This window comes from Mumia quercus (genome assembly GCF_025506335.1).
Classification (GTDB): Bacteria; Actinomycetota; Actinomycetes; order Propionibacteriales; family Nocardioidaceae; genus Mumia; species Mumia quercus.
Window position 1 is genome coordinate 340,930 of the sequence record NZ_JANZYO010000004.1, and the last position, 11,829, is coordinate 352,758.

Here is an 11,829-nt window from a genome sequence, read left to right on the forward strand (position 1 = left end):
TCCTCAGGACGCCTTCTTCGCCGCCTTCTTCGTCGTCCCCTTCTTCGCCGCCGACTTCTTGGCGGTCTTCTTCGCGGGGGCCTTCTTCGCCGTCTTCTTGGCCGCCGTCTTCTTGGCGGGCTTCTCCTCCGGCTCGTCCTCGCTGGGGCTCTCGCCCTTCTTCGCGCGGTCGATCGACGCCTGGAGCGCGGACATCAGGTCGACGACGTTGTCCTTCTCCTCCGCGCCCTCACCGACCGCGGGCGAGACGACCTCGTTGCCCTCGAGCTTGGCCTCGACGAGCTCGTCGAGCGCCTTCTCGTACTCGTCGCTGAACTCGTCGGGATCGAAGTCGCTCTCCATGCTCGCGACCAGCGACTGCGCCATCTTGACCTCTTGCGGGCGCAGCTCCAGGTCCTCGCCGAGGAAGCCGAACTCGGGCTTGCGGATCTCGTCGGACCACAGCAGCGTGCTCATCGTGAGGACGCCCTCGCGTACGCGGATCGTCGCCATCTGCTCGCGTGTCCCGATCGTCACCTTGACCACCGCGACCATCTCGGAGGACTCCAGCGCCTCGCGGAGGAGGAGGTACGGCTTGAGGCCCGCGTTCGTGTCCGGCTCGAGGTAATAGCTCTTGTTGTAGAAGATCGGGTCGACCTGGTCGAGAGGGACGAACTCCAGCACCTCGACGGTCTTCTTGGTCGGCAGCGGCAGCTGCTCCATGTCCTCGTCGGTCAAGACGACCATCCGGCCGTCGGGGAGCTCGTACCCCTTGGCGATGTCGGAGTACTCGACGACCTCACCGTCGGCCTCGGCGACCCGCTTGTACTTGACCCGCGACCCGTCGGTGCGCCTGACCTGGCGGAACGAGATGTCGTGGGTCGACGTCGCGCCATACATCTTCACCGGGATGCTGACCAGGCCGAACGAGATCGAGCCCTTCCACATCGCGCGCATCTTCACACCCCCTCGAGGGCCAAGCGAACCGTCCCTGGGCGGCGCTGTCAACGTGAATGGCGTCCGATTGCCGTTCCGAGCCGCGTCGCGCAGGGTCTAACCATGGCGACCAACAGGTTAAGGATCGGGTTCAAGCTCATGGCGGAGGGGTTCCCGCCGAAGGAGATCGTCGAGCAGGCGGTCGCCGCAGAGGCTGCTGGTTTCGACTTCGTCGAGGTGAGCGACCACTACCACCCTTGGCTGTACTCCCAGCAGCACTCGGGCTTCGCGTTCTCGATGCTCGCCGCCATCGCCGCACGGACGACCACCCTCGGTCTCGCGACGGGCGTGACGTGCCCGATCATCCGATACCACCCGGCGATCGTGGCGCAGATGGCCGCGACCACCGGCGTGCTCAGCGACGGGCGCTTCACCCTGGGTGTCGGCTCCGGCGAGCGCCTCAACGAGCACGTCGTCGGGATCGGCTGGCCGTCGGTGTCCGTGCGGCACGAGATGCTCACCGAGGCCCTCGAGATCATCAGGCTGCTGTTCACCGGGGGCTACCACTCGTACTCCGGCACCTACTTCGACCTCGACGACGCGCGGGTGTTCGACCTGCCCGACGTCCCGCCGCGCCTCGTCGTGGCTGCGGGAGGCGACGACGCCGCACGGCTCGCGGCCGAGCTGGGCGACGGCCTGTTCGCCACCGAGCCGCGCGACGAGCTGGTCGAAGCCTACACGTCGGCAGGCGGCACGGGTCCCCGCTACGCCGAGGTCCCGCTCGCCTACTCCGCGGACCCGGTCGCCGCCGCCGAGGCGGCCCACCGGACGATGCGCTTCGGCGTCGCCGGCTGGAAAGTCCAGTCGGAGCTGCCGAACCCGATCAACTTCGAGGCCGCGACGGCCCACGTCCGCGTCGACGACATGCGTGAGGCGTTCGGCTGTGGCCCGGACGTCGAGCGGCACGTCGAGGTCGCCAGCCGGTTCCTCGACGCCGGCTTCGACCACCTCGTCCTGATGAACGCGGGCCCGCCGGACGAGATGGACGCGTTCTTCTCCCACGTCCAGACCACGCTGCGTCCCCGCCTCGACGAGATCGCCGCCGTATGAGGACGCTCGGGATCGAGGAGGAGATGCTCCTCGTCGACCCGTCGACAGGAGAGACCATCGCCGTCGCACAGCGCGCGGTGCAACGGCACGACGGCGAGTCCTCGATCGAGCACGAGCTGTTCCTCGAGCAGGTCGAGACGATGACCGAGCCCCACGAGCAGCTCGACGACCTGGCAGCCGACCTGACCCAGGCCCGGCGCGACGCCGTGGCCGCGGCACACGCTGCGGGCGCCGCGCTCATCGCCTCGGGGACGGCACCGCTGCCGAGCGCGCCGTCGCAGATCACTCCCAAACGGCGATACGAGGAGATGGCGTCGGAGTTCGGGGCGATCGGCCGTACGGCCGCCGTCTGCGGCATGCACGTCCACGTCCACGTCGCCGAGGACGAGGAGGCCGTCGCCGTGATCGACCGCGTACGCCCGTGGTTGCCGACGCTGATCGCGCTCGCCTCCAACTCCCCGTACGAGGCGGGCAAGGACTCCGGGCACGCGAGCTGGCGGTCGCGTCGCTGGACCGAGTGGCCGACTGCGGGTCCGGTCGAGCCGTTCGGCGACGCCGCCACCTACCGACGCGCGGTCGCCGCGCTCATCGAGTCCGGTGCCGCGCTCGACGAGGGCATGATCTACTTCGACGTCCGCCGTGCCCGCGCATTCCCGACGGTCGAGGTGCGGGTCGCCGACGTCTGCACCGACCTGCGCGACGCGCTCGCGCTCGCTGCCCTCATCCGCGCGCTCGTGGAGACCGAGGCGCAGGCGTGGAAGGCAGGGCGGCCGCTCGAGGTCTGGCGGGTCGAGCTCTTGCGCGGGGCGCGCTGGCAAGCCGCCCGGTACGGCGTGACGGACATGCTGTTCGACCCGGCCACCCGGACGCAGCAGCCCGCGTCGGACGTCGTCGCCGGCCTGGTCCGGCACGTCCGCGACGCCCTGATCGACGCCGGCGACCTCGACAGGGTCCACGAGGGCACCGCCCGGATCCTGCGCGAGGGCAGCGGCGCCGACCACCAGCGCCGTGCTGCCTCCGAGGGCGACCTGCGGACCGTGGTCGCCGACCTCGCCCGGCGTACCGACCCGGACACGTGAAAGGCCGCCCGGTGCGTAACCGGGCGGCCTCTCTTCCCGAGACGTTCGACTCCGGGTCACCGGAGAGCGGGGTACTTCTGCACCAGCTCCAGCGAGCCCCACCAGCGTCCGAGTCCCCAGGTGTCGCCAGCGAGGGCGAGTCCGACCACCAGGACGCCGAGTGCACCGAGCAGGTGCTCGTCGAGGACGGGGTTGTTCGCCGGCGGAAGGGCGACCGTCCACATCATCACGTAGAGCAGGACGCCGACGGCGGCGCCGAGACGGATGCCGATGCCGAGGGTCAGGGTCACCCCCACCGCTAGCAGACCCGCCATGAACAGCACGTCGACCCACCACTGGCCGGCGAGAGCGTGGTAGAAGCCCGCGAACGGACCGGTCGGTGCGTTGGACAGGTAACCCTCGGTCGGGCTCCCGCCGTTGATCCACGACGCTTCGCTCGGCGTCGCGTACCCGAGTCCGAACAGCTTGTCGACGAAGGCCCACAGGAAGGTGAGCCCGAAGCCGATGCGCATCGCGGCCAGGCCCCTGGCGACGGCGCTCGAAGTGACGGCGTGCTCCTCGTCGCGTGCGGCGAAGACCTTGGTGCGGCCGGCGAGACCGGCTCCGATGGTGGCGCTCATGGTGTCCTCCCTGGATCGTTTCTGACACCTCCATCGTCGAGCTCGGCGGCAGGGCACGGTCAGTGCCGAGGGTCCCCACCTTCCGGGACCTTGGTCACTGGTCGCCGGCCCTGGTCGCGCCGCACGCTGAGGAGGTAGACGCGAGCGCCGGAGGGGGCGAGGACGATGGGTGCAGGGCCGCGAACCAACCCCGCCGCCTGGGACTGGGTCCCCGCCACCGAGATGCTCACCGAGCCGGAGTGCTGGCGCCGTGTCGCCCGCGCGGAACTCGGCCGCATCGCATTCCTCACCGACGACGCGATCCGCGTCTACCCGGTCGCGTACGCCACCCGTGACCAGCGGGTCTACCTCCGCACCTCCCCGTACTCCGAGCTCGCGCTCCAGCGCGACGGCCGGGTGACGTTCGAGGTGGAGGAAGTCGACTCCGCCACCAGGTCGGGATGGACCGTCTTGCTGACCGGCTCGCTGGCTGCCGTCGCCGACCCGTACGAGATCGCGTCGGTGTGGACGGCGTCCTCGGTCCGTCCCTGGGCCGACGGCTGGCGCGAGCACACCTTGCGACTGACTCCGGAGAGCGTCTCCGGGGTCGTCGTCCACGGAACCCCCACCACCCAGGAGAGGTGAGAACGATGGGCACGACCGTACGAGCACCGCACCCCGTCACCGTCGGGATCGACTCCAGCCCCTCGAGAACGGAGACGGGCCTGCGCTACGGGATCGCCCAGGCGAGGATGCTCGACGTGCCGCTGGCGCTCGTCCACGCCTCAGCGCTGCCGTTCGAGGGCGCCACATTCACTCCGTACGAGGTCAAGGCCGCGCGTGAAGAGGCGACCGAGGTGCTCGAACGGGCAGCGATGCGCGCCCGCTACCTCGCTCCCGACCTCCGGGTGACGGTCCGGCCGGTCCTCGGCTCGGCGCCGGTCGCGCTCGAGTCGGTCTCGAAGGAGTCGTCGCTCCTCGTCGTGGTCCGGCGCGACGCCGGCGTCGCCGACCGGTTGCTCACCGGGAGCACCAGCTCGCGCATCGCCACCCGTGCCAGCTGCCCGGTCATGGTCGTCCCGTGCGACACCGAGCCGTCGAAGCGCGGCCCGGTCGTGGTGGCCATCGACGCGGACTCCCCGTCGCACGGTGCGTTGACGTTCGCGTTCGCCACCGCGCGCCGCGCAGGCGCCGACCTCGTCGTCCTCCACGCCACCGCCCGAGGCGGCTTCGAGCAGGGACGCCGCGCCGTCGGCGAGACGATCGCCGGGTGGCGGGAGGACTACCCAGAAGTCGAGGTGACGACGCGGACGGTCGAGGCGACGGCTCCGGCGGCGTGCGCGGACGCGACGCAGGGCGCACGGCTTCTCGTCCTCGGCCGTCACCGCACGACCGGGCGGCGCCTGCCGTGGACGCGCTCGGTCGCCAAGGCCGTGCTCGCCCAGACGACCTGCCCGGTCGTGACGGTCCCGCACGACGAGATCGACCTCGCGTACCACCCGCGTCCACGCGCGATGCAGGCACCGGTGGGGCCGGTCTACTGAGCGCCCGTCAGGGGTGACGCTGCTCGTCACCCTCCGTACGGCGGACCTCGGCGCCGAACACGGCCGCCTGGGTCCGCCGCTGCATGCCGAGCTTCGCCAACACGTTGGTGACGTAGTTCTTCACCGTCTTCTCGGCGACGAAGAGCCGCTCGCCGATCTCCCGGTTGCTGAGCCCGTCCGTGATCAGCATCAGCACCTCCCGCTCGCGCTCGGTCAGCCCGTCGAGCCTCGGGTCGCGCTGAGGTGACTCCCGGTCGCGCAGGCGACGCATGAGCTGGGCGACCACCTGCGGGTCGAGCAGCGACCGGCCCGCCGCCACCTCACGCACCGACTCGATGAGCCGCGACCCCAGGACCTCCTTGAGCAGGTAGCCCGAAGCACCCGCGAGGATCGCCGCGTAGACAGCCTCGTCGTCGTCGTACGAGGTGAGCATCAGCGTACGCGTGGCGGGCAGCGAGTCCTGGAGCTCGCGACAGACGTCGATCCCGCTGCCATCGGGCAACCGTACGTCGAGGACCGCGACGTCGGGTGCGACCGACGGGATGCGCGCGAGCGCCTGCGCGACGTCCGCAGCCTCTCCGACGACGCGGATGTCGTCAGCGGTCTCAAGGAGGTCGGCGACCCCCCTCCGGACGATCTCATGGTCGTCGACCACGAAGACCCGGATCATGCGTCGCCTCCTTCGTCGGGCAGCGGCGACCGCCACCGCAACGTCGTCCCACCGGGCCCGCTCGTCACGTGGCACGAGCCCGAGCGTGCGTCGGCACGCCGTACGAGGTTGTCGAGCCCACGACGCGCAGCGCCCTCCGGGATGCCCTGCCCGTCGTCGCTGACCGTGACGACGACCTCCCCACCACGCACCACGCAGCGCAGCTCGATGCGTCCGGCGTGGGCGTGCCTTCGCGCGTTCGAGACGCCTTCGCGCGCCACGGCGATGACGTCGTCGGCGAGCGCGTCGTCGAGCGCGAGGTCTACCGGGCCGTCGATCTGGAGCGTGACCGCTGGTCCCCCGTCGCCGGGCGCGGAGGCGATCCGGCGGAGCCTGCGCCGTACGCCGCCCTGTCCGGGGTCGGTGTCGTGGAGCTCGAAGATGGTGCGGCGGATCTGCCGGATCGTCTCGTCCATCTCCGCGACCTGAGCCGCGAGCCGGTCGCGCGGGGGCCCGTCGGGGATGGTGGCGTGGACGCTCTGGAGGGTGAGCCCGCTGGCGAACAGGCGCTGGATCACGTGGTCGTGGAGGTCGCGGGCGATGCGGTCGCGATCCTCCAGGACGAGCATCGCCTCGTGCGCGCGTCGGACGTCGCGCTTGCCGAGCGCCAGGGCAGCCTGCCCGGCGAACGCCTCCGCGAGCGAGAGGTCGGTGTCGTCGAAGCGCGGCGGGCCGTCACGCAGCACCAGCAGGAGGCCGCGTGGGTCGTCGGCGTCGACCAGCGGCACGAGCAACGCCTGCGAGGCCGCGATGTCCGGCAGGTCCAGGCCCAGCGGACCGCACACCTGCGCGACGGGGCCGGTCGTCGGCTCGACCGGGGCCGGCTTCTCGTTCGCCGCCGTCCGTACGCCGACCAGGTCCTGGCCGTACGCCCCGGCCGCGCGGGCCACCGTGTAGGTGCCGCCGTCGGAGGGCAGGAGCACGGCGACGAGCGACGCCCGCGTGATCTCCTGGACCCGGACGGCCACCAGGTCCAGCGCGTCGACGCCGTCGGGAGACAGGAGCTCGCGGGTCACCTCCGCGGACGCCGACGACCACGCCTCCCGCCGGCGGCTCTCGTCGTACAGGCGGGCGTTCGCGATCGCCACGCCCGCGGTCTCTCCCAGCGCACGCGCGAGCTCGGCGTCCTCCTCGCTGAACGCCCCGCGCCCGCTGTCGGTGAGGTAGAGGTTGCCGTAGACCCGGCCGCGCACCTCGAGGCCGAGACCGAGGAACGACTGCATCGGCGGGTGCTCGGGCGGGAAGCCTGTGTAGTGCGGGTGGGTCGTCACGTCGTCGAGGCGGACCGCGGGACCACCGTCGAGGAGGTCGCCGAGCAGCCCACGTCCGCGGGGCAGGTGACCGATCCGTGCCGCCGTCTCCTCGTCGATGCCCGCGTGGATGAAGACCTCGAGCTGACCGTCGTCGTCGAACACGCCGATCGCGCCGTACCGCGCCCCGACGAGGTCGATCGCGACCCTCACGATGCGACGCAGGACCTCCGGGAGGTCGAGCTCCTCGACCAGCGTCCGGTTGGCGTCGAGCAGCAGCCGCAGACGGTCGGCGGCGTCTCCTGCACCCTCGGCTCGCCTCGTCACCCCGTGTCCTCCGCTCGTGCTCGCCCTGATTCTAGGGGCCAATCCCCGGCGTGTGGCCAGGGAACGACGAAAGGACCCGCCGCCCTGGGAGAAGGGCGACGGGTCCTCGCGACTCGCGGGCGGCCTGGATCAGGCAGCGACCACGTTGATCGTGACCTTGGCGGTCACCTCGGGGTGGACGCGCACCTGCACGTCGTACGACCCGAGGGCCTTGATCGGGTTGCCGATCTCGATGCGTCGCTTGTCGACGTCGGCGCCTGCGCCCTCGAGCGCGGAAGCGATGTCGGACACGGTGACCGCACCGAACAGGCGACCCTCTTCACCAGCGCGGACCTTCACCTTGACGGCGTTGGACTCGAGCTTCTGCTTGAGGGCGTTGGCGTCGTCGAGGTCGTGGATCGCCCGGGCGTCGCGCGCCTTCTTGATCGACTCCACCTGACGGCCGGCGCCACGCGTCCAACGGATCGCGTACTTGCGAGGCAGCAGGTAGTTACGGCCGTAGCCGTCCTTGACCTCGACGATGTCGCCGGGGGCACCGAGACCGGTGACCTCGTGGGTGAGGATGAGCTTCATGATTAGTCCCTTCCCCTTCGATCAGCGACCGGTCGAGGTGTAGGGAAGCAGCGCCATCTCACGGGCGTTCTTGATCGCGGTCGCGATCTTGCGCTGCTCCTGGACGGACACACCCGTGACGCGGCGAGCGCGGATCTTGCCGCGGTCGGAGATGAACTTCCGCAGCAGGGTGGTGTCCTTGTAGTCGATGTACGTGATCTTCGCAGCCTTGAGCGGATTGCTCTTCTTCTTCGGCTTACGAACAACGGGCTTGGCAGCCATTGTGGTGCTCCCTTCCGGTGAGCCCGACCCGCAGCACGGGTCGGAATGACGCGGCGATCATCGATCGCCTTCGGTTGTCGTTCAGACGCGCAGGCTCAGAACGGCGGCTCGTCGCTCGAGCCGGCCGGAGAGGCCCACGGGTCATTGCCAGCGCTGCCACCCTGCGGAGCAGGCGAGGACCACGGGTCGTTGGCCGGGGCGGCCTGCTGGCCCCCACCGAACCCGCCCTGCTGGCCGCCACCTTGCTGGTAGCCACCGCCCCCACCGCCAGAGCGGGAGGCCTTGGTGACCTTCGCGGTGGCGCTGCGCAGGCTCGGACCGACCTCGTCGACGTCGATCTCGAACACGGTGCGCTTCTCGCCCTCACGCGTCTCGTACTGGCGCGACTTGAGGCGCCCCTGCACGATCACGCGCATGCCCTTCTGGAGGGACTCGGCCACGTTCTCCGCGGCCTGCCGCCACACGGCGCACCCGAGGAACAGCGTGTCTCCGTCGCGCCACTCGCCGCTCTGCCGGTCGAACGTACGCGGCGTCGAGGCGATGCGGAAGTTCGCGACGGCCGCGCCGGACGGCGTGAACCGCAGCTCGGGCTCGTCCACGAGGTTGCCGACGACGGTGATGACGGTCTCGCCTGCCATGTCTCTACTCCAACGGGTCGCGGGATGTCTGCTGGCTAGCAGTCAACATCAAGAGTCCGACACAAGCGACCCCTTGCGACGCCCCGTGGAAAACCACGGACGCCCGTACAGGGGACGACGTGTCGTCGTCCGTCACTTCTCGGGCCGGATGACCTTCGTACGCATGACGGACTCGTTCAGCGTGAGCTGACGGTCGAGCTCCTTGACGGTCGCGGGCGTCGCGGTCAGGTCGACCACGGCGTAGATCCCCTCGGACCGCTTGTTGATCTCGTAGGCAAGACGACGCTTGCCCCAGATGTCGACGTTGTCGACGGTGCCACCGTCCTGACGCACCACGTTGAGGTACGTGTCCAGGCTCGGGGCCACCGTGCGCTCGTCGAGGTCGGGATCGAGGATCACCATGACTTCGTAGTGACGCAAGGCAACTCCACCTCCTTCGGTCTGTACGGTCACGGTCCTTCCGTGACAGGAGGGCTCTGCATCGCGCTGCCCGGGCACCGTGACTCCGGCATGGGCCGGCGGTGGCCAGGCAACCGACTCAGTCTATCGGGCCCCCTCACGGCGTCCCAAATCGCTGTCCGCTCCGGGGGCGCGCATGATCACGGGGTGGGCACGGTCTGGCTCTGGGGCGCGGTCGCGGCGTCGTCGTTGATGATAGGAGCGGTCCTCGGGGTCGCGCGCCGGTGGAGCGACGGCCTCGTCGGGACCGTGCTGGGCTTCGGGGCAGGCGCGCTCCTGGCCAGCATCTCGTTCGAGCTGTTCCCTGACGGGTTCGAGGTCGGGGGTGCGGTCGCGCTCGCGCTCGGGCTCGCGTTCGGGGCCTGCGTGTTCTACGTCGCCGACCGCTGGGTCGAGCGGATCGGCGGGCGTACGCGCGAGGGCGCCGCCGGGCTGCCGCTCGCGCTCGGAGCGTTCCTCGACGGCATCCCGGAGCAGGCTGCGCTGGGCATCGGGATCGCCAAGTCCGGTGGGGTGAGCGTGGCGCTCCTCGTCGCCATCTTCGTCTCGAACCTGCCGGAGGCGATCGGTTCGGCATCGGACATGCGCGAGGCGGGGTCGCCCTCGCGTCGCGTCCTCGGCCTCTGGGCCGCGGTGTCTGTCGTCTGCCTGCTCGGCACGGTCGCCGGCTACCTCGCGGCGCAGGTCATCGCCGACCGTTTCATCGGCGGGATCGACGGCTTCGCCGCCGGCGCGCTGCTCGTCATGCTGGTCGGCGCGATGATCCCCGAGGCCCAGGAGAAGATCCACGAGAAGGCCGGCCTCGCGGCCGTGCTCGGGTTCGCCGTCGCCGCCGGTCTCTCCGCCTTCTCCTGACCGCCGCGCCCCCGCCACCTCGCGTCCGCTCCCGCTCCCGCGGTTTGCCACGCCAGCGTGGGAAACCCTGGTTGGCGCGGCAAGCCTGCCACGCCAATCGGAACTCGCCACGTTGGCGTGGCAAACCTTGTGACGCCCGCGATGGAGGGCCGTCCACAGGCCGACAACGGTCCACAGTGATCGCACGCCCGCCCTCGTCGCGGCGCGAGATCGACGACGGTGGACCCATGGACGATGTGACCGCTCTCGCCGAGAGCCAGGGCGGGTACGTGACGCGCGGGCAGCTGCGCTCGCTCGGCTCGAGCGACTTCGGCATCGCCAAGGCCGTCCGTGCCGGCCTCCTTCGCAAGGTCCGCCACGGGACGTACGCGCCAGCAGCGACGTACGACCGGCTGGAGGGCGACGACCGATACCGGGTCAACGTGAGGGCCGTCCTCGACAAGCTCGGTCCGGAGTACGTCGCGAGCCACCGCTCGTCGTGCGCGGTCCACCGCTTCGGCACGTTCCGTGTCACCAACGACGAGGTGGACGTGACCCGGCGCGGAGGCACGCGCGGGCGCATCGAGGCCGGCGTCCGTTTCCACCATGGGACCGTGCGCGACGAAGACGTCATCGTCGTCGACGGATTGCCGGTGACCGAGCCGCTCCGAGCCTCGATCGAGACCACGACTCTGCCGACGCTGCGCCGCGATGTCGAGGCGGGGGTGGTCCTGCTGTCAGAGGGCATGCGTCTCAGCGGAACGACCCGCGAGCAGGTCGTCACGCTGCTGGACGACCGCTTCGGCTCGTGGCCGAGCACCAGCCTCGCGCGTATCGCTGTCACGATCGCGGACGGGCGCTGCGAGACCGTGGGCGAGTCGCGCTCGCTCTATCTGTTCGCCCGTCACAAGCTGCCCGTGCCGGAGCTCCAGGTCTGGGTCCGGCTTCCGGACGGGACGCTCGCGCGCGTCGACTTCCTGTGGCTCCAGCACCGAACGTTCGGGGAGTTCGACGGGGCGGTGAAGTACGCCCTGGGCGACGCGGCCGAGCCGCGTCGCGCGTTGTACGACGAGAAGCTGCGTGAGGATGCGCTCCGCAGTTACGCCATGGGGGCGGCACGGTGGGGATGGGTGGACCTGGACGGCTCTCGCTCAGCGTCGACCGCACGTCGAATTGCGGCGACTCTGGAGCAGTCGGTTCGGTTGTACGGGAAGAGCCGCATCGAGATTCCCGTCGTCGACCCCGCCGCCCTCGATCAGAGCGTCGTGTCGGCAGAGGTGCTCGCCGCCACGCGTCGACTCGAGTCGCTCACCGCCGGCTGAGACCGGACCACCCGCCGTGGTTCCGCAGCGGCGCTCTCGGCGCGCGGGGTTTGCCACGCTGGCGTGGCAAACCGTGGTTGGCGCGGCAAGCATGCCGCGCCAATCGGAACGCACCACGCTGGCGTGGCAAACCACGAAGCCCCGCGAGGGAGGCACGAAGGTCGCCACGCTGGCGTGGCAAACCGCGGAGCGGAGCGGCGCGGGCGGGC

14 protein-coding genes are annotated in these 11,829 nt (G+C 70.6%); 6 read left to right on the plus strand and 8 right to left on the minus strand.

Annotated features, from left to right (window positions below; all coding sequences use genetic code 11):
* Positions 1–3: 3 nt before the first annotated feature.
* Entirely contained in the window at positions 4–936 is a 933-nt protein-coding gene (ku, locus tag NYZ95_RS11000) for a non-homologous end joining protein Ku (protein ID WP_262851318.1), read from the minus strand.
* 102 nt (positions 937–1,038) lie between these two features.
* Here ku and NYZ95_RS11005 point away from each other — a divergent pair, with 102 nt between their 5' ends.
* Together NYZ95_RS11005 and NYZ95_RS11010 are read left to right on the plus strand one after the other, a co-directional pair.
* Positions 1,039–2,025, plus strand: a complete 987-nt coding sequence (locus NYZ95_RS11005) for a TIGR03557 family F420-dependent LLM class oxidoreductase (RefSeq protein ID WP_262851319.1) — start codon at positions 1,039–1,041, stop codon at positions 2,023–2,025.
* Entirely contained in the window at positions 2,022–3,104 is a 1,083-nt protein-coding gene (locus NYZ95_RS11010) for a carboxylate-amine ligase (protein ID WP_262851320.1), read from the plus strand. Before NYZ95_RS11005 ends, NYZ95_RS11010 begins: the two co-directional genes overlap by 4 nt.
* A gap of 56 nt (positions 3,105–3,160) precedes the next feature.
* Here the strand turns inward: NYZ95_RS11010 and NYZ95_RS11015 are convergent, their stop codons facing one another.
* Positions 3,161–3,724 carry a DoxX family membrane protein gene (locus NYZ95_RS11015; protein WP_262851321.1) on the minus strand — a complete coding sequence of 188 codons (564 nt, stop codon included), beginning with the start codon at positions 3,722–3,724 and terminating at the stop codon, positions 3,161–3,163.
* 165 nt (positions 3,725–3,889) lie between these two features.
* Here NYZ95_RS11015 and NYZ95_RS11020 point away from each other — a divergent pair, with 165 nt between their 5' ends.
* Entirely contained in the window at positions 3,890–4,348 is a 459-nt protein-coding gene (locus tag NYZ95_RS11020; protein WP_262851322.1) for a pyridoxamine 5'-phosphate oxidase family protein, read from the plus strand.
* A 5-nt stretch (positions 4,349–4,353) separates the two neighbouring features.
* Entirely contained in the window at positions 4,354–5,247 is an 894-nt protein-coding gene (locus NYZ95_RS11025; protein WP_262851323.1) for a universal stress protein, read from the plus strand.
* 7 nt (positions 5,248–5,254) lie between these two features.
* On the opposite strand, the gene NYZ95_RS11030 is transcribed toward NYZ95_RS11025, so the two are convergent.
* The 6 genes from NYZ95_RS11030 to rpsF all read right to left on the minus strand — a co-directional run bounded on the left by NYZ95_RS11030 (position 5,255) and on the right by rpsF (position 9,425).
* A complete protein-coding gene (locus NYZ95_RS11030; RefSeq protein ID WP_262851324.1) occupies positions 5,255–5,917 on the minus strand; it encodes a response regulator in 663 nt (220 codons plus the stop codon).
* Positions 5,914–7,533: a sensor histidine kinase gene (locus NYZ95_RS11035; RefSeq protein ID WP_262851325.1), complete on the minus strand. Its 1,620-nt coding sequence runs from the start codon at positions 7,531–7,533 to the stop codon at positions 5,914–5,916. The genes NYZ95_RS11030 and NYZ95_RS11035 overlap by 4 nt, the downstream gene beginning before the upstream one ends.
* A gap of 129 nt (positions 7,534–7,662) precedes the next feature.
* Entirely contained in the window at positions 7,663–8,106 is a 444-nt protein-coding gene (rplI, locus tag NYZ95_RS11040; RefSeq protein WP_262851326.1) for a 50S ribosomal protein L9, read from the minus strand.
* Positions 8,107–8,127: 21 nt separating this feature from the next.
* Positions 8,128–8,367, minus strand: coding sequence for a 30S ribosomal protein S18 (gene rpsR, locus NYZ95_RS11045; protein WP_139085704.1), 240 nt, complete (start codon positions 8,365–8,367; stop codon positions 8,128–8,130).
* Positions 8,368–8,462: 95 nt separating this feature from the next.
* Positions 8,463–9,005, minus strand: a complete 543-nt coding sequence (locus NYZ95_RS11050) for a single-stranded DNA-binding protein (RefSeq protein WP_262851327.1) — start codon at positions 9,003–9,005, stop codon at positions 8,463–8,465.
* A gap of 132 nt (positions 9,006–9,137) precedes the next feature.
* Positions 9,138–9,425 (minus strand): 30S ribosomal protein S6, encoded by a 288-nt coding sequence (rpsF, locus tag NYZ95_RS11055; RefSeq protein ID WP_262851328.1) that lies wholly within the window; start codon positions 9,423–9,425, stop codon positions 9,138–9,140.
* Between the two features lie 186 nt (positions 9,426–9,611).
* On the opposite strand from rpsF, the gene NYZ95_RS11060 reads away from it, so the two are divergent.
* Complete coding sequence (locus NYZ95_RS11060) at positions 9,612–10,319, plus strand: ZIP family metal transporter (protein WP_262851329.1); 708 nt, start codon at positions 9,612–9,614, stop codon at positions 10,317–10,319.
* A gap of 227 nt (positions 10,320–10,546) precedes the next feature.
* Entirely contained in the window at positions 10,547–11,620 is a 1,074-nt protein-coding gene (locus tag NYZ95_RS11065) for a type IV toxin-antitoxin system AbiEi family antitoxin domain-containing protein (RefSeq protein WP_262851330.1), read from the plus strand.
* Positions 11,621–11,829 lie beyond the last annotated feature (209 nt).